Annotated in this window: 23 protein-coding genes; 8 read left to right on the top strand and 15 right to left on the bottom strand. The window is 63.0% G+C overall.

Annotation, left to right across the window (positions count from 1 at the left end):
• Nucleotides 1–12: 12 nt before the first annotated feature.
• Together NKH98_RS18895 and NKH98_RS18890 are read left to right on the top strand one after the other, a co-directional pair.
• Complete coding sequence (locus NKH98_RS18895; RefSeq protein WP_352900554.1) at nt 13–1,071, top strand: Gfo/Idh/MocA family protein; 1,059 nt, start codon at nt 13–15, stop codon at nt 1,069–1,071.
• A gap of 299 nt (nt 1,072–1,370) precedes the next feature.
• Nucleotides 1,371–1,793, top strand: coding sequence for a hypothetical protein (locus tag NKH98_RS18890; RefSeq protein WP_352475654.1), 423 nt, complete (start codon nt 1,371–1,373; stop codon nt 1,791–1,793).
• A 143-nt stretch (nt 1,794–1,936) separates the two neighbouring features.
• Here NKH98_RS18890 and NKH98_RS18885 read toward each other — a convergent pair whose 3' ends face one another.
• The 6 genes from NKH98_RS18885 to NKH98_RS18860 all read right to left on the bottom strand — a co-directional run bounded on the left by NKH98_RS18885 (nt 1,937) and on the right by NKH98_RS18860 (nt 6,716).
• Complete coding sequence (locus NKH98_RS18885) at nt 1,937–2,665, bottom strand: amino acid ABC transporter ATP-binding protein (protein WP_352475653.1); 729 nt, start codon at nt 2,663–2,665, stop codon at nt 1,937–1,939.
• A 29-nt stretch (nt 2,666–2,694) separates the two neighbouring features.
• Nucleotides 2,695–3,369: an amino acid ABC transporter permease gene (locus NKH98_RS18880; protein WP_023677250.1), complete on the bottom strand. Its 675-nt coding sequence runs from the start codon at nt 3,367–3,369 to the stop codon at nt 2,695–2,697.
• Nucleotides 3,366–4,037 (bottom strand): amino acid ABC transporter permease, encoded by a 672-nt coding sequence (locus tag NKH98_RS18875; RefSeq protein ID WP_352900551.1) that lies wholly within the window; start codon nt 4,035–4,037, stop codon nt 3,366–3,368. Before NKH98_RS18875 ends, NKH98_RS18880 begins: the two co-directional genes overlap by 4 nt.
• Nucleotides 4,038–4,153: 116 nt before the next feature.
• Nucleotides 4,154–4,942 carry an ABC transporter substrate-binding protein gene (locus NKH98_RS18870; protein WP_023677252.1) on the bottom strand — a complete coding sequence of 263 codons (789 nt, stop codon included), beginning with the start codon at nt 4,940–4,942 and terminating at the stop codon, nt 4,154–4,156.
• A gap of 110 nt (nt 4,943–5,052) precedes the next feature.
• Complete coding sequence (locus tag NKH98_RS18865; RefSeq protein WP_352900548.1) at nt 5,053–6,216, bottom strand: saccharopine dehydrogenase family protein; 1,164 nt, start codon at nt 6,214–6,216, stop codon at nt 5,053–5,055.
• Nucleotides 6,213–6,716 (bottom strand): Lrp/AsnC family transcriptional regulator, encoded by a 504-nt coding sequence (locus NKH98_RS18860; RefSeq protein ID WP_023677254.1) that lies wholly within the window; start codon nt 6,714–6,716, stop codon nt 6,213–6,215. The genes NKH98_RS18865 and NKH98_RS18860 overlap by 4 nt, the downstream gene beginning before the upstream one ends.
• Before the next feature lie 383 nt (nt 6,717–7,099).
• On the opposite strand from NKH98_RS18860, the gene NKH98_RS18855 reads away from it, so the two are divergent.
• Complete coding sequence (locus tag NKH98_RS18855) at nt 7,100–7,954, top strand: hypothetical protein (protein ID WP_352900546.1); 855 nt, start codon at nt 7,100–7,102, stop codon at nt 7,952–7,954.
• Between the two features lie 166 nt (nt 7,955–8,120).
• Here the strand turns inward: NKH98_RS18855 and NKH98_RS18850 are convergent, their stop codons facing one another.
• Together NKH98_RS18850 and NKH98_RS18845 are read right to left on the bottom strand one after the other, a co-directional pair.
• The gene (locus NKH98_RS18850) at nt 8,121–9,164 is read right to left on the bottom strand and encodes an acyltransferase family protein (protein WP_352900543.1); all 1,044 of its coding nucleotides are present in this window, start codon (nt 9,162–9,164) and stop codon (nt 8,121–8,123) included.
• Nucleotides 9,165–9,379: 215 nt separating this feature from the next.
• Complete coding sequence (locus tag NKH98_RS18845; RefSeq protein WP_352900540.1) at nt 9,380–10,105, bottom strand: 3-keto-5-aminohexanoate cleavage protein; 726 nt, start codon at nt 10,103–10,105, stop codon at nt 9,380–9,382.
• A 161-nt stretch (nt 10,106–10,266) separates the two neighbouring features.
• Here NKH98_RS18845 and NKH98_RS18840 point away from each other — a divergent pair, with 161 nt between their 5' ends.
• Nucleotides 10,267–11,010 (top strand): 2OG-Fe(II) oxygenase, encoded by a 744-nt coding sequence (locus NKH98_RS18840; RefSeq protein ID WP_352900537.1) that lies wholly within the window; start codon nt 10,267–10,269, stop codon nt 11,008–11,010.
• Nucleotides 11,011–11,041: 31 nt separating this feature from the next.
• Here NKH98_RS18840 and NKH98_RS18835 read toward each other — a convergent pair whose 3' ends face one another.
• Both NKH98_RS18835 and NKH98_RS18830 read right to left on the bottom strand, forming a co-directional pair.
• Nucleotides 11,042–12,397, bottom strand: a complete 1,356-nt coding sequence (locus NKH98_RS18835; RefSeq protein ID WP_352803176.1) for a sigma-54-dependent transcriptional regulator — start codon at nt 12,395–12,397, stop codon at nt 11,042–11,044.
• Between the two features lie 6 nt (nt 12,398–12,403).
• The gene (locus tag NKH98_RS18830; RefSeq protein WP_352900534.1) at nt 12,404–14,278 is read right to left on the bottom strand and encodes a sensor histidine kinase; all 1,875 of its coding nucleotides are present in this window, start codon (nt 14,276–14,278) and stop codon (nt 12,404–12,406) included.
• Between the two features lie 221 nt (nt 14,279–14,499).
• On the opposite strand from NKH98_RS18830, the gene NKH98_RS18825 reads away from it, so the two are divergent.
• From NKH98_RS18825 to NKH98_RS18810, 4 genes are all read left to right on the top strand, one after another.
• Entirely contained in the window at nt 14,500–15,831 is a 1,332-nt protein-coding gene (locus tag NKH98_RS18825) for a dicarboxylate/amino acid:cation symporter (RefSeq protein WP_352900531.1), read from the top strand.
• A 468-nt stretch (nt 15,832–16,299) separates the two neighbouring features.
• Nucleotides 16,300–17,367 carry a glycosyltransferase family 2 protein gene (locus NKH98_RS18820; RefSeq protein ID WP_352900528.1) on the top strand — a complete coding sequence of 356 codons (1,068 nt, stop codon included), beginning with the start codon at nt 16,300–16,302 and terminating at the stop codon, nt 17,365–17,367.
• Between the two features lie 10 nt (nt 17,368–17,377).
• Complete coding sequence (locus NKH98_RS18815) at nt 17,378–17,629, top strand: type II toxin-antitoxin system RelE/ParE family toxin (protein WP_352900702.1); 252 nt, start codon at nt 17,378–17,380, stop codon at nt 17,627–17,629.
• A 26-nt stretch (nt 17,630–17,655) separates the two neighbouring features.
• A complete protein-coding gene (locus tag NKH98_RS18810) occupies nt 17,656–17,964 on the top strand; it encodes a HigA family addiction module antitoxin (RefSeq protein WP_352507126.1) in 309 nt (102 codons plus the stop codon).
• Nucleotides 17,965–18,007: 43 nt separating this feature from the next.
• Here NKH98_RS18810 and NKH98_RS18805 read toward each other — a convergent pair whose 3' ends face one another.
• The 5 genes from NKH98_RS18805 to NKH98_RS18785 all read right to left on the bottom strand — a co-directional run bounded on the left by NKH98_RS18805 (nt 18,008) and on the right by NKH98_RS18785 (nt 22,329).
• Nucleotides 18,008–18,295, bottom strand: coding sequence for a DUF982 domain-containing protein (locus NKH98_RS18805; RefSeq protein ID WP_352475640.1), 288 nt, complete (start codon nt 18,293–18,295; stop codon nt 18,008–18,010).
• An 88-nt stretch (nt 18,296–18,383) separates the two neighbouring features.
• Nucleotides 18,384–19,190: an ABC transporter permease gene (locus NKH98_RS18800; RefSeq protein WP_352803189.1), complete on the bottom strand. Its 807-nt coding sequence runs from the start codon at nt 19,188–19,190 to the stop codon at nt 18,384–18,386.
• 4 nt (nt 19,191–19,194) lie between these two features.
• A complete protein-coding gene (locus tag NKH98_RS18795) occupies nt 19,195–20,028 on the bottom strand; it encodes an ABC transporter permease (protein ID WP_352900524.1) in 834 nt (277 codons plus the stop codon).
• 24 nt (nt 20,029–20,052) lie between these two features.
• Nucleotides 20,053–21,168 carry an ABC transporter substrate-binding protein gene (locus tag NKH98_RS18790; RefSeq protein WP_352507129.1) on the bottom strand — a complete coding sequence of 372 codons (1,116 nt, stop codon included), beginning with the start codon at nt 21,166–21,168 and terminating at the stop codon, nt 20,053–20,055.
• 66 nt (nt 21,169–21,234) lie between these two features.
• The gene (locus NKH98_RS18785) at nt 21,235–22,329 is read right to left on the bottom strand and encodes an ABC transporter ATP-binding protein (RefSeq protein ID WP_352900521.1); all 1,095 of its coding nucleotides are present in this window, start codon (nt 22,327–22,329) and stop codon (nt 21,235–21,237) included.
• Between the last annotated feature and the right edge of the window lie 348 nt (nt 22,330–22,677).

The raw sequence follows: 22,677 nt of genomic DNA, 5'->3' as shown, positions 1-22,677 counted from the left end.
AGGATAAGAATCATGCGTCTGTTGATACTCGGTACGGGCTGGATGGCGGAGGAGCATGCCAGGCAGTTCGGCAAGATCGAGGGCGTCGAACTGATCGGCGCCGTCGATCTCGACCGTACGCGTGTCGACAAGTTTTCGGACATCTATGGCATCCCCAACCGCTTCGCGTCGCTGGACGAGGCGCTGGCATGGGGCAAGTTCGACGCGGTGGCGAACGTGACGCCCGATCGCATCCACCATCCGACCACCATGATGCTGATCGCGGCGGGCAAGCCGGTGCTTTGCGAAAAGCCGCTGGCCGAAAACTTCGAGAAGGCCAGTGAGATGGCCGATGCCGCCGAGCGAGCCGGCATCATCAACATGGTCAATCTGACCTATCGCAATGTCGCGCCGCTGCAGAGAGCGCGCGCCATGGTGCTGGCTGGCGAGATCGGCACGGTCAGGCATGTCGAGGCCTCCTATCTGCAGAGCTGGCTGGTATCCAAGTTCTGGGGCGACTGGCGCACCGATCCGAAATGGTTGTGGCGGCTGTCGCGCGGCCACGGCTCCAATGGCGTGCTGGGCGACGTCGGCATCCACATCCTCGATTTCGCCAGCTATGGCGCCGCACTCGACATCGACCATGTGTTCTGCCGCCTGCGGTCCTTCGACAAGGCGCCCGAAAACCGGATCGGCGAGTACGAGCTCGATGCCAACGACAGTTTCACCATGGCGCTGGATTTCAGCAATGGCGCTTTCGGTGTCGTTCATGCCAGCCGCTGGGCGACGGGCCATCTCAACGAACTCCGCCTGCGCATCTACGGCGACAAGGGTGGCATCGAAGTCGTGCACAATCTGACCAGCTCGGAGCTGAAAGCCTGCATCGGCGAAGATGTCGAGAACGCCAAATGGCAAGTTCTGGACGCCGGAACGGTGGCGACCAACTACCAGCGCTTTGTCGATGCGGTGCGCAACGGCGTTCAGGCCGAGCCGTCGTTCCGCCATACGGCCGAATTGCAGAAGGTGCTCGACCTCGCCGTTGTCTCGGATGAGAAGAGGGCCGAATTGAGCACGCACGCGGATGCGCAATAGGCTTGGGTTCCTGCGCCGCAGGGCGAGGGAGAGGTGGCCGCAAAGCGGCCGGAGAGGGGTCTTTGGCAGCGAGGGCCTTCGCAAGAATGAAATGTCTTTGATGGCGGGACAAGGTCGCACGCAATGACATGGTCAGCGCAATTCCCCCTCTCCGTCTCGGCGACCCGAGTGGTTTGTGAAACTCGCTAGCCGCGAGCGAGACTGAACTAACTCGGAAGGTCAGTTGACTCTTCGCCGCAACGGCCCATCGTTGATTGTTGGCCTACCTTTCCGACCAACTTTTGAACAGGGAGGAAACCATGGAAGCCGTCAATCGTAGATCCACAATTGCACTCGGTCTTACACTGGCCGCAACGCCTCTGATCGCTTGGGGGACACCAGCAGCTGCCCAGACTTACGGCCCCGATGAGGGCAAGGAGGTCTCACCCGGCGTCAGAGTTGTAGCGCTTGGTGAGCGCAAGTCGGTCATACCAGCCTATGCAACGGTGAAGCTGCGCGATGTTGTCATTCAGCCTGGAGCGAAGACGACTGACAACATGATGAAGAACGACATGCTCTGCCACATGACTGAGGGAGAACTTTCGGTCGTTCACAACAAACAAAAGTTCACAGTCAAGAAGGGCGATGTTTGGGCCTGCGCTAATGGCGCTACGACAGAAGGCACCCAGAACACGAGCAGTGCGGTCGCGATCATGCGGGTCATCGATTTGATGCCAGCATAAGGGAAGCGGCTGGTGGAAGTGCGGCAATGGCCGCCCTAAGAGGAAGCCCGGCGCGCATCTGTCGTATTAGGGAACGTCCAGCGAAGGGCCGCTTTCCATCCATCTCGGCCATCGACGACAGCCAGCTGAGTTGAGTTCGAACCCTAATGCCGCAGGATCTTGCTCAGGAAGGCGCGGCTGCGGTCCGTCTTCGGGTGCGAGAAGAACTCGTCCGGGGTGCCGCTCTCGACAATGGCGCCGGCGTCCATGAACACGACGCGCTGGGCGACCTTGCGGGCAAAGCCCATCTCGTGCGTCACCACCATCATGGTCATGCCTTCCTCGGCCACGGCGACCATGACGTCGAGCACTTCCGAGATCATCTCGGGGTCGAGCGCCGAGGTCGGCTCGTCGAACAGCATGATCTTGGGCCGCATGCCGAGGCAGCGCGCGATCGCCACGCGCTGCTGCTGGCCGCCTGAGAGTTGCGCCGGATAGGCATCGACCTTGTCGGCGAGGCCCACCTTGGCGAGCAGCTCGCGCCCGGCCTTCTCGGCCTCGGTGCGCGGGATCTTGCGGACATGGATCGGCGCCAGCGTGACGTTCTCGAGCGCCGTCTTGTGCGGATAGAGGTTGAACGACTGGAAGACGAAGCCGATCTCGGTGCGCAGCCGCGTCATGTTGGTGGCGGCGTCGCCGAGGCGCTGGCCGTCGACCGTCAGGTCGCCGTCGCGGATCGTCTCCAGGCCATTGATGCAGCGGATCAGGGTGCTCTTGCCCGAGCCGCTCGGGCCGCAGACGACGACCACTTCGCGCGGCTCGACGCTCAGCGTGATATCCCTGAGCACGTTGAGCTGGCCGAACCATTTGTTGACGCCGCGAAATTCGATCATGCCAGTGCCATTTTTGCTAAGGTTCGACATCACAACTGCACCTCGCCATGCGCCGCGCCCATGCGTTGCTCCAGCCGGCGGGCCAGCATGATCAGGGGGTAGCAGACGATGAAGTAACCGAGCCCGACGAGGAAGAAGACCAGCAGCCCATTGGGTACACGCTGCACTACCAGCCAGCCGACGCGGGTGAGGTCGGTGAGCCCGATGGCCGAGACGACCGAGGAATCCTTGATCAGCAGCACATATTGCCCGACCAGCGGCGGCAGCACGATGCGCATCGCCTGCGGCAGTACCACCTGGCGCATGCGCTGCCAGCGCGACAGGCCGGATGCCAGCGCCGCCTCTACCTGCCCGGTCGGCACCGAGCGGATGCCCGCGACGACGATCTCGCAGATAAAGCAGGCGGCCAGATTGGTCAGCGCGATGATGCCGGCGGTGAAGGCGTCGAGCTCGATGCCGAGTTCCGGCAGGATGAAGAAGATCAGGAAGATCTGCACTAGGAACGGCGTGCCGCGGATCAGGTCGACCCAGGCACCGATGGCGCCGCTGATCAGCCGGTTGCCGCCGGTGCGCAGAATGCCAAGGCCGAAGCCGAGCAGCGTGCCCAGCACCAGGCTGATCAGCGACAGCACCACGGTCATGCCGAGGCCGCGCAAGGCGAGGGGATAGCTGCCGGCGATGCTTTGCAGCTGCTGCCAGATCATGTCCGTGCCCCCGCCAGGCCGAGCCAGCGCCTGGAAAGCGCCGCCAGCCCTTTCAGCCCGTAATAGAGCAGCAGGTAGAAGGCGGCGATGGTGATGAAACCTTCGGCCGGCATGAAGCGGTCGGAAGCGAGCAATTGTCCGGCGCGCGTCAGTTCGGCGACGGAGATCAGCGACAACAGCGCGGAATCCTTGACCAGCACGATTGCCTGGCCGAGCAGCGGCGGGATCGTCACCTTGAACGCCTGCGGCAGGATGACGAGGCGCATGCGCTGGACATAGGTCCTGCCCGAGGCGACGCCGGCCTCGACCTGGCCGCGCGGGATCGACAGGATGCCGGCACGGATGATCTCGGCGACATAGGCGCCGCTGTTCAGCGACAGGGCCAGGATGCCGACGACGAGCTCGGGCAGGACGAAGCCGAGCCGCGGCAGGCCGAAATAGAGGAAATAAAGCTGCGCCAGCAGCGGCGTGGCGCGCACGGCGTCGATATAGGCCTTGGCCGGGATGCGGAACAGCCGGCCGCGCTGCAGGTTCATGGCGGCGAGCACGATGCCGACGGCGAGCGCGCCGGCAAAGGACAGCGCAGACAGCCACACGGTCGTGACGAGGCCCTGCCCGAACAGGGGCAGATATTCGACAATGGTGCGGAAGCTGAAGTTTTCGAGCATGGTGAGTGGGCAGTAGTGAGTAGGCAGTAGTGAGTAGTGAAGGTGTCCGGAATGCCATCAGCCACTCCATGCTCCCTAATTTCTACTCCCTACTCGCTACTCCCTACTCCTGTTCGTTAGTGGTCTTTCTTCCAGGCGTCGGAATTCACCCAGTAATCGAGGTTCTTCTGCAGGCGGCCGTCGAGGCTGACCTGATCGAGGAACAGGTTCATCCAGACCAGCAGGTCCTGCTCGTCATAGCGCGTGGCGAAGGCCAGCGGCTCCTTCGACAGCATATCCGGCATGATGGTGAAGCTGCCGGCTGGGTAAGCGGTCGACTGCCCCTTGACCGCCGAGACGTCGTTGACGCCGCAATCGGCCTGGCCGTTATTGACGGCGTCGAGCAGCAGCGGGCCGCCGCCCTTGTAGCTCTTGATGTCGGCATCGGGGAAGGCGGCCTTGGCTTCCTTCTCGCCGGTGGCGCCGAGCAGCACCGCGATCTTGGTGCCTTTGGCCTTGCAGTCCTCGGTGGACTTGAAGGCGGTCCCAGCCTTGGTGAAGACGGTGCTGCCCGTGTACATGTAAGGCTTGGTAAAGGCGACCTTCATGCCGCGCGCCAGCGTCGGCGTCATGTCGGCGACCAGAAGATCGGCCTTGCCCGACAGCAGCGCCGGGATCAGGCCGTCCCAGTCGAAGTCGAGGAAGGTGATCTTGACGCCCATTTCCTTGGCCATCAGTTCGGCGAGTTCGACCGAACTGCCGGTGCGTTCGCCGGCGGCACCCACCAGCGAAAAGGGCGGGCCTTGCGTCTGCACCGCAACGCGCAACTCACCGCGCTTGGTAATCTCGTCGAGGGTTCCGGCACTGGCGGCAGCGGTGAGGCCGGCGAGCGCAAGTCCGGCGATGAAAAGCTTGGCAATCTTCATTTGGGCATTCCTCCTTGTTGTCGTTTGTTGTTGCACTTGTTGTTTCACCCCATCGGGTGCTTTTTGAACGGCAGCGCCGTTGCCGGCGGCAACCACCGTTCGAAAATCCTTCAGTCCCAGCTCACCATTTCGGCAACCTTGATGCCGCGCCTGGCCAGCTCGTCGAGGAAGCGGCCATCGGGCACATGCAGCAGCGGGTTGAGCAGGCCGGGCGTGGCGATCTCACGCCGTGCCAGCATCTGCGCCACGATGCTGGCGGGATAGCCGACGCCAAGGCTCATGCCGAACAGGCCGGAGGCGAGGTCGCGTTCGATGACCAGCTCCGAGGTCACCGTCTTGCGGCGGCCGCCTTCGCTGCCGACAAAGACGTTGCGCATGACGCAAAGGTCCTTTTCGTCGGCGCCATATTGCAGTTGCGGGCCAAGCAGCCGGCCGAGGAATTCGCGTGGGCTGACACCGGTGCCGCATACCTTTTCCTCGGACAGGAAGCCGAGCTGCTTCAGCGGCGCCCAGAATGCCGACCAGCCAGGCCAGCGCAGCGAATATCGGCCGGAGCGCTGCAGCCCCTTTGCGGCGGCAAGCATGCCGGCATAATGCGGCGCGTCGCCATTGGGGAAGGCTTCCAGCCTGCCCAGCCCCGCCACCTCGATCTCGTGGATAAAACGATTGTCATGCTGGCGGGCGGCCGGCACATCGACCCGCTTGCCGTCCTCGACCAGCACGCTGTCGCGGTTCTGGCTCATCAGAACCATGTCGAAATTCCAGCTCACCTTGTAGCGCAGCGGCTCGACCACCGCTTTCGGCTCGGGAATGCCGCCGCAGTAGGAATCGATCGCGGTGATGGTGTCGAACTGGCTTGCGGCGCGCGCGTAGAGCACAAGATCGATGCCGGGGTCGAGCCCGCATTCGGTGACGATCGAGACGCCGGCCTTTTCGGCCTCGGGCGCGAGATCGGCGATGGCCTTGCCGTAATTGGTGGTGACCAGCGGCGTGCGCGTCGCGATCGCCGCCTGCACCGCCTCGCGCATCAGCGGTTGCGGCAACAGGTCGATGACCGCGTCGGCGTCCTTCATCACATCGGCCAGCACCGGACCGATCGCGCCCTCCGGCACGACGAAACGCACCCGGGCAAGGTCGGTCAGGCCGCCAAGCCGCGCAGCGCCGTCGGTTGCGGTGTCAACACAGACCACTTGCTCGACGCCGTCGCTGCCAACGAGATCGGCGATCGCCGCCCGGCCTTGCAGGCCGAGGCCGCCGAGAACCGCGATCTTCATGCCATTTCCTTCCGCGTCTCGTCCGACCAGCAGCCTTCCGGCAGGCTGACCCATTTGTTACAGGATGCCATGACGACGAAGGTCTCGCTGCGCACGACTTCGCCCGGCTCACCGGCGCCGGGGATCAGCTCGCTGGTGACGCGATAGAGATCGGCGACATCACCGGCCACGGTCACGTCGACGATGATGTCGAAGCGTCCGGTGACGACGGCGGCCGAGTTCACGAAAGGCAGTTCGGAAATGCGCTGCGCCAGTTCTCGGGCGCGGCCGCGTCCCTGCGCATTGATGCCGACGATCGCCGAGATCAGCTCGGGGCGTTCGGTGAGGTTGAGCAGCCCGACGATCTTGAGCAGGTTGCGGTCGAGCAGGTTGCGCAGCCGCATGCGCACCGTCGGCACCGAGATCGCCATCTTCTCGGCGAGGCGGTTGACGCCAAGCTGCGCATCCTGCGACAGCAGCTTGACCAGTCGCCGGTCGGTCTGATCGAGATGTTCCCGCAAACGCTCAGGCTTTCATAAAGGGAAATAAACGGTCGGATTTTCTTTCGGATATGAAAATACCTTATGAGAGATTTTTAACAATGGCAAGAGCCACGTCGTCCGCGGTGCCCCTATGCCTGTCGGCGGTTTCGTCGAGGACGCCACATTTTGTTCTTGCTTTGTGCCGGCAGCTATGCTACTAATTTGGGTATGGTGCTAATTGGCTCCAAAGACCCGCCTCCCCGAGGCGGGTTTTTTGTTTTCCCATACCTTTGAAGGTTCAGCGCCGCCGGCTTGAGGTTGGCAGGACAGCCGTTCGGGACGCGCTGTGTTCGAGGGTGAAAGAAGCAAATGGCGCAAGAGGTGCCTGGAATCCATAATCTAGAAAGGAACGGTAAATCGACATGAAGAAGATTTTTCATCTGTTTGTGCTGACGGCAATCTGCGCCATTACCGCCGCCATGGCGCCAGTTGGCGCCGCATATGCCCAGAATGCGCCTTACTGGCGAGCGGACTGGGAGGAGGGGCCTTGCACCGGAGCCTCGTGCTACACCGACTGGTCTTTCGTTCAGGCGGAGGATTCCGCGCAAGCCGATCCCAGCCTGAACGCAATTGTCAGCGGCCTTGTCTCGACCGGCGCAGGGAATGTATCCTCGCACGGCGGCAACAGCTTCGGAAAGTTCGAAACGACGCTGGCTGCCATCAATGCCGGGAAGCCCCACTCCAAAGTCTACAAGGAGTGGCTCTTTGCAGGCGGCCTAGCCAAGAACGACGCTTTCGGACGTCCACTCCAGGTGGTGCCGCCGTCAGGGATCGATGGAACCTATGTCGCGTGGTTTTTCATTCCCTCCGATTACCAATACGCGGGAAACGGCTGGGCGAATATCTTCCAGTTCAAGGTGACCGAGCAATCGCCTTTCAAGCAGGACCCAACGTGGTGGGTCAACCTGACCGACAATTCGACTGACGATGTGGTGATGCTGCATGTGGAGAATGCAGCGGCCGGAGTGCATAATCCGGCTAACGATGTTCCCGCACCGAAAGGCCGCTGGTTTCAGCTGCGCGCGGATCTCTATGAAGGGGTATGCATCGATTGGTATCTGGACGGGGTGTTTTGGCAATCATCGTCAAACGCAACCTGGCCGGTCGGGCGGGATTCCGACGGATCAGGTACACCTCAGTCATTTGTGTTTGGCGTGGGTCACTATGGTGGAGTTGGCAAACTCTACACTGACGATGCCTACATGATTGCAAAGTAACCACTGGCAAATTGCCGAAGTGCATAAAACAATAAGCTGCTTCGGGCCCAACCGGGCAGCTATTTTGCATTTAGAGCGCGTCGCATAAACGGATGCTGCGACGCGCTTTAAGTCGTTGTTCTATGCATGTCGTTGTCCCAAAATCGCTGCAGGGCGCAGCCGCAACTCATGCCTTCACCTGATAGGCGGAAAGGCTCATCCGCGAAATGGCCAAAATCGGCTTTTCAATAAAACTATAGCTGGCCAGGGAGACGGCAATGCAGGCGGCGACAAGAACCATGCCTGCAAGCCATGGTGATACATTGGCGCTTGCAACGACAGGAGCGGTCGCAAGCAGCACGATAGGATGCGTCAGATAGAGAGAGTAGGAAGCATCACCCAACCTTGCCAGCACGCGAGGAGCAAAAAGCCGGAAGTAGCTTTCCAGGCTGATGCAAGCCGCGACAAGGATCAACGCGGGGAGTCCCTGAGCAAGGGTTCGCGGCAAGTTGAAGCCAAGTACCATCACCAGCATGGACATGATAGCGAACACGAGTGCCGAGGCACCCAGGACGGCAGGCAAACGCGTCAGCCTGCCGACCAGATGGCCGAGAGCCATGCCGGCAAGGAACTCAAACAGGATTGGCGTGGTGTAGAAAAACAGCACAGTGTCGGCGGCGGGTTTGAAGATGATGCGCACCGCTACGGCGATTGCAAAGACAACGCCGACCGCGGCCATTTGCGTCCACTTACCAAAACTCATGGTCGCCGCGAACAGAATATAAAACAGGCTTTCCAGATTGAGCGTCCAACCCACGCCAAGCACTGGTTGGACATAGCCCGTGACAGTATCGAGATAGGGTATGAAAAGCAGGCTGTTGGTGGTCTGCTCAAGAGACACTGCACGATCGGCAAACAACCAAAGTGCAGCGACCATGAGGAAGGTCATAACCCAATAGAACGGAACGACGCGCGTGAACCGCTGCATCAAAAAAGCACGGTGGTCCGGGCGTCTGTTCTCCGTCGAGAGAACCATGACAAAACCACTGATGACGAAAAACAGGTCGACGCCACTGTTTAGAACGGGAATATCCAGATCGAGCATGCCCAGTGCGGCCGGAAGATGATAGGTAACAACCATGAGGGCTGCCAGCCCCCGCAGGATCTGTATCGATGTATACTGTTGAATCCGGCGCGGCGAAGCGTGATCATTCTGTGGAATGATTTTCATAAAAAAATGGTCCCCGATGCAGGAGAGCACTAACATGCGGGGTCGTCGATGTGCTGATTAATTGCTGGTTTAATTAATATGCAAGGTTTTATATAGATTTTACTGACATTAGCGTGCTGCCACGCTTGAGTTCGCCGACTTAGACCTGCCTATTTGCCAAAACTTGCTATCTCCCCCCTGAAGAGGGATCGGCGGCCATCGACGCTTTCCCCGTGCTAACGACTGGTCTCGAAGATAGCGACGGCTGCCGCTGTCAGCGCAGCGTTACCGGGTGCTATTGTTCCATCAGGAAGCTCCTTGCCGTCTTCCAGTCCGACGCGCGTCGACCAACGGCGTTCCGCCGCCCGGTGCACGAAAGGCCAGACCGTGGCGTCGGCGCCGTGCAGCAGGATTGCCCGGCGCATTCCGGCGCCGTCGAGCACGGCGGCGATATCGTCGCTGATCTCAAGCGCAGCATCCGGCTCCTGCTCGGAGATTTCGATCAGGATGCGCAGCACGCGGTTGCCATGGTCGAGGCTCACCAGGCGTTCGGCGTCGGCAACGGAGGCGAGCCCGGCCTCGATGCCAATGCCGCGCTGGCGCAGGCTTTCCATGACGGCGGGCGCTGCGTTCTCGCTGAGATTGACCGAGGCGTAGTCAGGAAGCTCGCTCCAGCCGGCGATCGCGGCCAGCGTCCGCTGGTCGTCGTTCTCGATCCAGGCACCCGTTGACACGCCAATCAGTGTCCCCGGGCAGGCGCGGCGGAGCGCCAGCACGGTCGGGTCCATCGCGTCAGGGGCAAGGCTTTCGCGGCCATCGAGCCCGCGTGCATGGACATGCAACTCGGCCGCACCTGCGGCCACGCAGGCCGCGCCGTCTCGCGCAATGGCTTCGGGATCAAGCGGCAGTCGGGGGTGGAAATCAGCGCTGCGCGCGCCATTGATGCAGGTCTGGACGATCATGGAGGTGGCGGTCCCGTTGAGTGGAACAAGTTTAGCCCATGACCACGAAATCGGAAATTGAATGACGTCCCGTCCCGCGAACCTCACCCGGCAAGAAACGGGTGGTCCGCGCGCGCCGTTTCACCCATCTCAATGACAGAGAAGCCACAGGAGGCGAAGCCATGACCATCCATTCGATAGGCGCGAAAGCGGCGGTGAAATCGGCGGAGGTGCGCGTTGCCGGATATGATTGGCGGACGCTGGCCGATGAGCTGAGCGGCTATGGCTGCGCGGTGATGGAAAAGCTGCTGACGCCGCAGGAGTGCGGACAGACAGCCAGCCTCTATCCGGACGAGAGCCATTTCCGCAGCCATGTCCACATGGCGCGGCACGGCTTCGGCAAGGGCGAGTACCGCTATTTCCGCTATCCCTTGCCCGACTTGATCGGCGGCTTGCGCACAGCGCTCTATCCGCGCCTGGCCGCGGTCGCCAACGACTGGAACGCGCGCATGGGTATCGCGCAGCGCTATCCCGACGAACACGCCGCGTTCCTCGAGCAATGCCACCAGCAGGGCCAGACGCGGCCGACGCCGCTCCTGCTGCAATATGTCCCCGGCGACTTCAACTGCCTGCACCAGGATCTCTACGGCGATCTGGCGTTCCCGCTGCAGGTGGCGATCCTGTTGTCGGAACCAGGCAAGGATTTCACCGGCGGCGAGTTCGTGCTGGCCGAGCAGCGTCCGCGCATGCAGAGCCGCGTCGAGGTGGTGCCGCTGCGCCAGGGCGATGCAGTCGCCTTCGCGGTCCACAATCGTCCGGTCCAGGGCAGCAAGGGCAATTACCGCGTCAACCTCAGGCACGGCGTCAGCCGGCTACGCTCCGGCATGCGCCACACTGTCGGCATCATCCTCCACGACGCCAAATAGCCGAGCCGCCCGGTCGCGAGGCCGGCGGCGATTACCGGGAAAAATCGCTGCGCACGATGCCGTGGCGCTGGAGCTTGTCGTAGAAAGTCTTGCGCGGAATCCCCAGCGCTTCGATCGTGCGCCTGACATCGCCGTCGTTGCGGCCAAGCGTCTCGCGAATGATGTCGGCCTCGTAGCGCTCCAGCCGCTCCGGCAGCTTCATGGCGGCGTTCGATTGGGTCGGGGCAGGGGGTTGTGCTTCGGCGCCTTCCTCCAGTCCAAGCACAAACCGCTCGGCGAAATGCGCCAGTTCGCGCACATTGCCCGGCCAGTCATGGTCGCTCAGATGGCGATGCACCGTCGCCGGCACTGCCGGCACAGGGCGGTGGAAGCGGGCGGCGGCGCGCTCGGCGAAATAGAAAAACAGCAGGGCGACATCGTCGCGGCGCTCGCGCAGCGGCGGGATCGAGATCGTTACCACGTTGAGCCGGTAATAGAGATCCTCGCGGAAAGCGCCGCGCTGGCGCGGATCGCCGAGGTCGACCTTGGCGGCGGCGACGACGCGCAGATCCACCGGCCGCACCTCGTTGGTGCCGAGCGGCGTGACCTCGCGCATCTCCAGCACGCGCAGCATCTGCACCTGTGTCGAGACCGGCATGCTTTCGATCTCGTCGAGGAACAGCGTGCCGCCGCTGGCGTGCTCGATGCGGCCGATCCGTTTCTTCTGCGCGCCGGTGAAGGCGCCGGCCTCATGGCCGAACAACTCGCTCTCGATGACGGTCTCCGGCAGCGTGCCGCAATTCAGCGCGACGAAATTGCCCTTGGCGCGGCGGCTCCAGCGATGCAGAAGGCTTGCCACCACCTCCTTGCCGGAGCCGGTCTCGCCGGTGACCAGCACGTCGACCTCGGTGTCGGCGATCTGGCGTAGCGTACGGCGCAGCCTGTCCATCGCCGGTGTCTGGCCGATCAGCGGCAGGCCGTCCTGCGCCTCTCCGGCCGCCTCGCGCAAGGTCCGGTTCTCCATCACCAGGCGGCGCTTTTCCGCTGCGCGGCGCACGCTCTGCACCAGCCGGTCGGCGGCGAAGGGCTTGGTGATGAAGTCGTAGGCGCCGTCCTTGATCGCCTTGACGGCCATGGCGATGTCGCCATGCCCGGTGACGAGGATAACCGGAATGTCCGCATCCAGCCGCAGGATGCGGTTGAAAAGCTGCAAGCCGTCAACCTGCGGCATGCGGATATCCGACACCACGACGCCGGCAAAACCGGCGTCGAGCCAGGCCAGCGCCTCGGCCGCCACCGCAAAGGCCGAGACCGAGAAGCCGGCAAGCTCCAGCGTCTGCGCGGTGGCCTTGAGGAGATCGCGATCGTCATCGATCAGGACCACCGGTGCGGAATTGTCGTTCGTCATGATGGCTTACGCTGCCTTCTGGAGATGAATGGTGAAGCGGGTGCCGCTGTCGCCGCTCGAAACCTCGATGCGTCCGCCATAGTCGGCGACGATGTCCTTGGAGATGACGAGGCCGAGGCCAAGGCCTTTTTCCTTGGAGGTGTTGAACGGCGTGAACAGCGATTTGAGGATCGCCGGCGGAATGCCGGGTCCGTTGTCGGATACGCTGATCGTCACGCCGTCCGCGGTCTCTTCGACCGAGACCTGCACATGAGCGTCGTCGCGGCCGTCGAGCGCCTCCAGCGCGTTCTGGAAGAGATTGATCAGCACCTGTTCGAGCCGCACCCGATTGCCCATGACCTTGAGGCTCGGCAGCGGCAGGTCGACGACCAATGCGTCGAGCCGGCCGGCAAAGCGGCTTCTCAACAGCATGACGGCGCCCTCGATGACGCCGCGCAATTCGACGGGCTCGGCGGCGGTGCGGCCCTTGCGGGCAAATGCCTTCAACTCCTCGGTGATTGAGCCGATGCGTTCGGTAAGGGCTGCAATGGCGCCGAGGTTTTCCTCAGCCGGCCCGGTCTGCTTGCGGTCGAGGAAGGTGCGGGCGTTGTCGGCATAGGCACGGATGGTGGCGACCGGCTGGTTGATCTCGTGGGCGACGCCGGCGGCGACCTGGCCGAGGATGGCGAGGCGGTTGGCCTGGACCAGGTCCTGCTGCACCACCTGGAGCTTTGCCTCCGTGTTGCGGTGGCCGGTGATCTCGGCCTGCAACCGGTCGCGGGCTCGGCTCAGATCCTCGGTGCGTTCGACAACGCGGCGTTCGAGTTCGGTGCGCGCCGCCTGTTCGGCGGCAATCCGCATCTGCGCCGACTGCCGGCGCCACAACAGATACGCGGCCAGGCCGAGCAGCGGCACGACGACACCCAGTGCCAGAAGCCGCATTTCGCGGACGGCAGCGGCGATCGGCGCTTCAGCCGGGATCAGATAGTCGAGCCGCCAGGGGGTCGAAGGAACCGGCGTCGAAAGGCTGAGATACTGCGCGTCGCTGCCGCCGGGCGTCACCGCGTGGACGATCGACACATCCGGGCTGAGCGCCTGCGCGTGCATGATCGGCAACGGCACAAGCGGCGCGTCGCCGAACTGTTGGCTGTCGCGAATTGCGGCTTGCTTGGGTGCGGCCAGCGGCGCGGTTGTCATGAAGCGCCAGGACGGCACGCTGGTGATCAGCACGACGCCATTCTCGTCGCTGACATAGGCCGGGCGGTTGGCCTCGCGCCAGTCGGCTTCGAGCTGGTCGAACTCCATCTTGACGACGACGACGCCGAGCGGTGCGGCGGCATCGCCGACGCGCCGCGAAATGTAGAGGCCGGGACGCTTGCTGACATTGCCGAGCGCAAAATATTCGGCGGTTCCGGCCTGCATCGCGCCGGAGAAATAATCGCGAAAACGGTAGTCGTTGCCGACGAAGCTGATCGGCTCGCGCCAGTTGCTGGAGGCGATCGCCAGTCCGTCGGCGCCGATCACATAGAGCACCGACGCCTTGGTGCCGGAGACCAGCCCCTCGAGCTTGCGGTTCAGCACATCGATTGCCGCGGCGTTTTTCTGCGACAGCGCGTCACGCACTTGCTGGTCTGCAGACAAGAGCAGGGGGAGGGCGCGCGGGCTTTCGAGCACGGCGCGCAGCAGCGCGACCTTCAGATTGGCGTCGGTACGCCCCTGCGCCGCCAAGGCCCCGATCTCGGCGGTGCGGCCGTAAAGGCCGGCGCCGTAGAGCGCTGCCGTGACGATCAAAAGCGCGACGGCCGCAAACAGCAGCCAGGCTCGGCGCGCCCGCCTGGCGAGTTGCTCGGGCGTCGAAGACAAGGCACCGGCGTGGCGTTGCAGCATCGCCCATTTGTGCATGAACTCGCACAAAACACAATTCGACCTATGCGGAGAGTCGCACTTGACCATGCGTCCGGCAGTGCGGCCGTTTGGGAATGCTCAATAAAATCAATGACGAACAACTCTTCTGCGTATCTGGCACGGCTGTTGCAAACACGAATTCAGCAGTCGCGAGGCTGCTGGTCAAAACAACTGCCCCGGGGAGTCGAGCTTTCGATCGGGGCGCCATGGAGGACGTCATGCAGACAGCAATCGCTGCCGCCGGGCCGCGCGGCAAACTTCCCTTATACCGGCACCTTTATGTGCAGGTGCTGGCGGCGATCGCCGCCGGCGTGCTGCTCGGCCATTTCTATCCCGAAACCGGCGAGGCGATGAAGCCGTTCGGCGACGCCTTCATCAAGCTGGTGAAGATGGTGATCGCGCCGGTGATCTTCCTGACCGTGGCGACCGGTATCGCCGGTGTTTCCGACCTGCAGAAGGTCGGCCGCGTCGCCGGCAAGGCGATGGTCTATTTCCTTGTGTTCTCGACGCTGGCGCTGGTCGTCGGCCTGGTCGTCTCCAACGTCGTCCAGCCAGGCGCCGGCATGCACATCAATCCGGCCACGCTCGATACCGCCAAGGTGACGGCCTATGCCGAGAAGGCCCACGACACGACCATCGTCGGCTTCCTGATGAACATCATCCCCGACACCATCACCGGCGCCTTCGCGCAAGGCGACATTTTGCAGGTGCTGTTCTTCTCGGTGCTGTTCGGTGTCGCCCTGGCGCTGGTCGGCGATCGCGGCCGTCCGGTCGTCGATTTCCTGCAGGCGCTGACCACGCCGATCTTCCGCCTCGTCGCCATCCTGATGAAGGCCGCGCCGATCGGCGCGTTTGGCGCCATGGCCTTCACCATCGGCAAATACGGCATCGGCTCGATCGCCAACCTCGCCATGCTGATCGGCACGTTCTACCTGACCGCGCTGCTGTTCGTGCTGGTGGTGCTCGGCGCCGTCGCCCGCTACAACGGCTTCTCGATCCTGGCGCTGATCCGGTACATCAAGGAGGAGCTGCTGCTGGTGCTCGGCACCTCGTCCTCGGAAGCGGCATTGCCGGGCCTTATGGCCAAGATGGAGCGCGCCGGCTGCAACCGCTCGGTGGTCGGCCTAGTCATCCCGACCGGCTATTCCTTCAATCTGGACGGCACCAACATCTATATGACGCTGGCCGCGCTGTTCATCGCGCAGGCGACCGACACGCCACTCACCTATGGCGACCAGATCCTGCTGCTTGCGGTCGCCATGCTGAGCTCCAAGGGTGCCGCCGGCATCACCGGCGCCGGCTTCATCACCCTGGCGGCGACGCTTTCGGTCGTCCCCACCGTGCCGGTCGCCGGCATGGCGCTGATCCTCGGCGTCGACCGCTTTATGTCGGAATGCCGGGCGCTGACCAACTTCATCGGCAATGCGGTAGCGACGGTCGTTGTGGCACGCTGGGAAGGAGAACTCGACCAGACGAAGTTCGCCGCCGCCATGGCCGGCGACTTGCCGGAGGAAGTCGACCTGTCGCTGCCGGGTTTGCAGGCCGCCTGACTGTTTAGACCACATGACCATAAGCCCCGGAGGCGGTTCGCCGGCTCCGGGGCAAAAGCGCCGGCGGTCGCGGCATGCCGCCTGAAACGCAACCTGAAGTGGCCCTGTTTTCGACGCGGGGCTTGTTCCAGCCGCATTTGCAGGCCACTATCCGCCATGCCTTCAGGGCACCGTCCGCTTCGCTCCCCGACCTGATCGCGAGGCGAGACATTTCCGTCGGGCTCGGTTGCGACATCACCTTGGCCGAACGTCGGAGCTTTTGCTGCCGCCGATCGTGACATGGCAGCAGCCCTCGAAGGCAATGGCGGCCTCAGTACGAAGTCGCAATGCGAAACGTGACCCGTCTCCTGTTGGAAGGCGCAAGCTTTTCCCAGGGAACTCGTTGCGCGCCAAGAGCGGCGCTTGAAGAGGGGGCAGGCCCATGAGCGGGCCTTTGCCGAACCAAAGCAAGATGCGAGGTCAAACGCGATGCAGTCTGTCCAAAACCGGCTTCCGGTATCCATCATCATCCCGAACTACAACTATGCGCGGTTCCTCAACCGCAGCATCGACAGCGCCCTCGAGCAGGACTACGCGGATGTCGAGGTCATCGTCGTCGACGATGCATCGCAAGACAATTCCACCACAATCATGGAATCGTATCACGACGAGATCCTCGCATGCCCGCGAGCGCAAAATGGCGGACATGCGGCGGCATTCAATACCGGCTTCGCTGCGAGCTCGGGCAAGATCGTCCTGTTCCTCGATGCCGACGATTATCTCTATCCGACCGCCGTCTCCACCATCGTCGAGACCTGGGACGAGGCAACCGCTCAGGTCCAGTCCAGACTGCACATCGTCGACGAGGGGCAACGCATCAAGGATGTCTTTCCGCCCCCCGAACTGCCTTTCGACAGCGGCGACGTCATGCCGAAACTGCTGCACAAAGGCCGTTACCAGACCACCGTGACCAGTGGGCTGGCCTTCGACCGTGCAACCCTGGAATCGATCATGCCGATCCCGGAGCCGGAGTTCCGCCAGGGCGCCGATGGCTATCTGGCAACGCTGGCACCGATGTACGGGTATGTCCAATCGATCGACGAATGCCTCGGCGCCTACCGGATCCACGGCGCCAACCATTCGGTCTTCGGTGAAAAACTCGCCGAGCGGGCACGCTGGCGGGTAACCCACGATTTCCGCCGCATGCAGGCGCTGTCGGACCAGGCCTCCGGGATCGGCCTGACCATCGTGCCGTCGGATGCTGTCCGCCACGATCCGATCCATCTGGAAGAGCGGCTGGCATCGCTTTGCGCGGATAGAGACCGACACCCCGTGGCCGACGATTCCCGGCTGGCGCTCGGGGCGGCCGGCGCCGTCGCCAGCCTCGAGATGACCGCATCGCTGCGGCGGCGCGCCATCCTCGCCGCCTGGTTCCTGTCGGTCGGGGTGCTGCCGCGGAAAATGGCGACGGCAGTCCTGTCGTGGAAGCTTGACGCGTCGTCCAGACCGGCATTTTTGAGCCGCCTGTCCAAGAGAATCCGCCAGGCGATGGGTTAAGCACAAGGCGCTGGCAGACCTCTTTCAAACCGGAAAGACCGGAAAGATCGACGCCAAGATGCATAAGCGCATCCTTGTCCGGCTTGACCGTTTGGAAGTTTCGGAAAGGCCTGACGACATGGACCTGCCCGGCTTCGACTTCCGCGCTTTGAAGGGCTTCAGCCCGACCCGCTACACGGTGCATGTCAACGGGCCGTGGTGCATCACATTTGAATTCCACGCCAATGATGCTGTCCGCGTCGATTTCGAACAGTACCATTGAGACGGCTTAGATTGGAGAAATCGATTATGAGCGTGTATGAGCCGATGCATCCGATGGAGCGCTGCCCATCCCACCCCGGGGCGTTGCTCGACGACATTATCCCGGCAACCGGCAAGACCAAGGTGGAAATCGCCAATCTGCTCGGAATCTCGCGCCAGCAGCTTTACGACATCATCCGCGAAAAGAAGCCGGTGTCGCCGGCTGTTGCGGCGCGCCTTGGAAAGATGTTCGGCGACGGCGCCGCGATCTGGCTCAGGATGCAGGCCGCTTACGATGCGTGGCACGCGGAGCGCGAGGTCGACGTCAGCGCCATTCCAAGGCTGCATGCTGCCTGAGATGCAATAGATCGGCCGAACCACCGAGGCTCTCATAAATCGATCACGGTCCCGCCTGCCTGGACCGGTCCTGCGGTTCGACGGCTCGCTCGACCAGGACATGCGCCTCCCGCGCGGCCTCGATGAACGCGTCCCTGGCGGCTTCGGTCCAGCGATCGTCGCTCATGGCGCGGCGGCATGTGCGCAGTGCCAAGCCGTGTTTGGCGCTGCCGGCGTCGCGCCAGTGGGCTTCCAGCAATTCGACAGCCTGCCGTGCATTGGAAATGTTGCGGATATCTCCCACGATGCCGACCGCAACCGCAACCGGCTTGGAAAACCATCCTTGGTTCATGGCGAAGCCTTCGACGTGTTGAACTACCTATAACGAAAATCGTAGCGCAAGGTTTCATTTGCGCCAGTCACCACGGCGTGAGGCGCGTCTACTGCGCCGCGGGCAGCCTGACCACGACGCTGCGCGCCACAAGCACCAGCACGGTGATGACGATCAGGATCACCGAGAGCGCTGCGATCGCCGGGTCGATGTTGTCGCGCAGGCCCATCCACATTAGCCGCGGCAGCGTGATGGCGTTGACCGAGGTGATGAACAGGGTGACGCCGATCTCTTCCCAGGACAGCACGAAGGACAGCAGTGCTGCGGTGACGATGCCGAACTTGATGTTGGGCATGATGATGCGGGTGGCGCGCTCCCATACGGTCGCGCCGAGGCCGCGGGCGGCGAGGTCGATGCGGCGGTCGAGCTGGCTGAGCGACACCAGGATCAGCACCGTGGCGAAGGGCACCGTCATCACCGCATGCGCCATGGCGACACCCAGCCAGGTGTCATATCCGAAGAACGACGAGAACCCCGAGATCGAGGTCAGCAGGAAATAGAGCGTGATTGCCGAGACCACCGGCGGCACCACCATCGGCAGCAGCACGAAGCCGACGAGAGCGGCGGTGAAGCGCGGCTGGAACATCCAGACACCGAGGCTGAAGCACAGCGCCAGCACCGTGGAAAAGGCGCTGCTGACTATGCCGATCCTGATCGAGAGCAGGATCGAATTGATCCAGCGCGGATCCTCGATCAGCGCCCGGTAATGGCGCAGCGACAGTTCGCCCGACGGCATCGCCAGCATGCGGCTCGGCGTCAGCGACACCGGGATCACGGCGAGCAGCGGCAACAGCAGGAATAGCGCGACCAGGGCGGCGAGGATCAGCGAGACGGGACCGGGGCGGTAGGTCGGCATCGCGCTACACCAACTGCTTCGGCCTGATATAGCGGAAAAGCAGCGCCATCAGCGCGCCGACGAACAGCACCAGCACTACGCTGATCGCCGCGCCCAGGCCCCAGTCCGGGCTCTGGAAGATGCGGAGATAGATCAGCTCGGCGATCATCACGCTGCGGCCGCCGCCGAGAATCGCCGGCGTGACGAAGAAGCCGAGCGAAAAGACGAAGACGATCAGCGCCGAGCCGATGATGCCGGAGCGGGTCATCGGCACGAACACCGACCAGAAGGTGCGCATGCGGCTGGAGCCGAGGCCGCGCGCCGCCAGCAGCACACGGTCGTCTAGGCTTTGCATCGAAGAGGCCAGTGGAAACACGGCGAAGGGGATGAGGAAATGCGTCATGCCGACGATAACGCCGAACTCGTTGCGCACCAGCGCCAGCGGCTCCGAGATGAAGCCGACCGCCTGCAGCCAGGTGTTGATCAGGCCGCGATTGGACAAAAGCGCCACCCAGCCGAAGGCGCGCGTCAGCACCGAGATCCAGAACGGCACCAGGATGCAGAACTCGGCCACGACGCGCTGCACCGGCGTGCCGCGCACCCAGACAACGGTGATGGCGTAGGCGGCGGCAACCGAAACGATCGTGACGATGGCGGCGATGCGCAGCGTGCGGATGAAGACCGACTGCACCAACTGATCCGTGAGCAGCGCATTGTACTGCCCCAGCCCCGGCGTGGGCAGCGTAAAACTCCATTTGACGACGCCGAGGAATGGCCAGGCGTAAGCCAGCACAAGGAAGACGAGCAGCGGCGCCATCAACAGCGCCGCGCCGATCCTGTCGGAGAGGTGTGCTCTCATCTCGCCCCCGATCATCCCGGCTTGTCAGGCGGAGATGATCTTCGTGTATTCGTCGAGTGCCGCACCGTAGTTCTTGGCGTACCAATCCATGTCGAGCGGGATCTGCTTCTTCATGTTCTCGGGATCGACGGGGTTGATGCGCTTCTTGTCCGCGGGGATCAGCGCGTCGGCGGCCGGGTTGGCCGGACCCTGGCCGAGCTTGTCGAACATGATGAGTTCCTTCTCCGGGTCCTGGGTGCTGGCGATGAACTTCATCGCCGCGTCCTTGCCGCCGGGATTGCCCTTGAGCACGGCGAGCGCGCCGGGCGAGATCAGGCCCTGGTCCCAGATGAACTTGATCTTGCCGCCGGAATCCTGCTCGATGAGCGAAGCCCGGGTCGACCAGACGATCGCCATCGAGGCCTCGCCATTGAGCAGCACGCTCTGGCTTTCGGCGCCGCCACCCCAATAGGCAACGACGTTCTCCTTGAAGGCTGCGATCTTGTCATGCGCGCGCTTGAGGTCGAGCGGATAGAGCGAGGCCGGAGCGATGCCGTCGGCAAGCAGTGCCGCTTCCCAGCTCGACACGCCCCATTTGTAAAGCGAGCGCTTGCCGGGGAATTTTGCCACGTCGAAGAAGTCGGCCATGCCGGTTGGTGCCTGGCTGCCGTATTTCTCGGCATCGTAGGCGATGACATAGGAGAAGAAATAGGTCGAGGCGGCGTATTCCCAGCCGAATCCCGGCCGCATCTTCTTCTTGTCGACGATCGAATAATCGATCGGCTCGAGCATGCCTTGCGCGCCGAGCGTGATGGCCGAGAAAGGATCCACGTCGACCAGGTCCCAGGTCGGCGCGCCGCTCTTGAACTGCGCCGCGATCGCGCCTTCGGTCGGGCCGGAGCCGTCCATCTTGACGGTGATGCCGGTCTCCTTGGTGAAGGCCTGGCCGTAAGCCGCGTCGTAGGCGGTGATGGCGTCGCCGCCCCAGTTGACCAGCACCAGTTCCTTAGCCGCGGCAAAGGCGCCGGTCGAGCGCAGCAGCATCGGCGTGCCGGCCAGCACCAGTGCGGCCAGTTGCGTGAACTGCCGGCGCGAGATCTCGCCGCGCACTGCCCTGGCGGACAGCGCCTCGATGGAATTTTTCTTGGTTTGATTTGTCATGTCAGTTCCCCTTTTTGTTGTTGGTATTTCCTGAAAGTCAGCTTGGCGAATTCGCCACGCCGATCGTCATTGTCCTCCGTCCGGAAGGAGGAAGCCTTTCTCCGCCGGCCAGGTCAGCCACACGGAATTGCCCTTGCTGAGCGCGGAAGCGGCAATCTCGTTCGGCACCGAGACCGTGACCTTGGCGCCTTGGCGCGTCGTCAGATCGAGCCGCGTCGCAGCGCCGAGATAGGTCGAGGCGACGGCAGTCGCGGCAATACCATTCTCGCCCGCTGCCGCCTCGCGTGCGATCGACATGTATTCGGGCCGGATCGCCAGGATGGCGTCGCCACGGACCTTCTCGGCCTTGCAGCGCATGCTGATCGCGCGGTCTTCGCAAAGGCCGGTCGAGCCATTGTCGGCCGGGCGCACGCCCTTCAGCGGCAGCATGTTGATCTCACCCAGGAACTCGGCGACGAAGCGGTTGTCGGGCCGGTCATAGACCTCGTCGGGCGCGCCGACCTGCAGCAATTTGCCATGGTTGAAGATGGCGACGCGAGACGACAACGCCAGCGCCTCGCTCTGGTCATGGGTGACGAAGACGAAGGTGGTGCCGGTCTCCTGGTGCAGCCGCTTCATCTCGGCCTGCATCTGGCCGCGCAGGCCCTTGTCGAGTGCCGAAAACGGCTCGTCGAGCAAAAGCACGCCCGGCTCGAAAACCAGTGCGCGCGCCAGCGCCACCCGCTGCTGCTGCCCACCGGACAATTGCGACGGCAGTTTCTTTTCGTGGCCCTTGAGCCCGACGCGCTCGATCATTTCGCCAACGCGGCGCTTGATCTCGGCCGCCGATTTCTTTCGCACCTTGAGCGGGAAGGCGATATTGGCCTCGACGCTCATATGCGGGAACAGTGCGTAGCCCTGGAAGACCATGCCGGCGGCGCGCTGCTCGGCCGGCCGCTCGGTGATATCGACGCCGTCGCTGTAAAGGCGACCGTCGGTCGGCTGAATGAAGCCGGCAAGGATCATCAGGAAGGTGGTCTTGCCGGAACCGGAGGGGCCGAGCAGGGTAAGGAACTCGCCACGGCCGATATCGAGCGTCAGATCGTCCAGCGCACGGAACGAGCCGAAGCTCTTGCCGATCCCGATTGCCTTGATCTCTGCGGCCCGGCCGGGTTGCTGCATCCTGCCCTTTCCTTAGCGTAGGCGAAATCGTAGGCAGGGCGGCGGCTTACCGCAACCGAATAGTTTTCGCCTGATCGGCAAATTTGATTCATCTATGCGCCAATCTCCCCTCGAGGGGAGATGTCGCCGAAGGCGACAGAGGGGGTCGTCTCGCGTGAAGCGCCAACTTCCTCCTTCTTCGAAAATCAGACCGGGCCGAGCCCAGCCGAAGCGACCCCCTCTGGCCGCTTCGCGGCCATCTCCCCTCGAGGGGCAGGGGAATCGCATATGGCGATTTTGGGGTTGAGTTTAGGCTGAGAAAGGATTCTTTGGAGAGGCAGTTGAGCGAAGGAGCGACTGCCATTTCCT

The organism is Mesorhizobium sp. M0833 (genome assembly GCF_040319905.1).
Classification (GTDB): domain Bacteria; phylum Pseudomonadota; class Alphaproteobacteria; order Rhizobiales; family Rhizobiaceae; genus Mesorhizobium.
The sequence above is the reverse complement of the archived record's forward strand: the minus strand, read 5'-3'. Positions and strand labels throughout refer to the sequence as shown.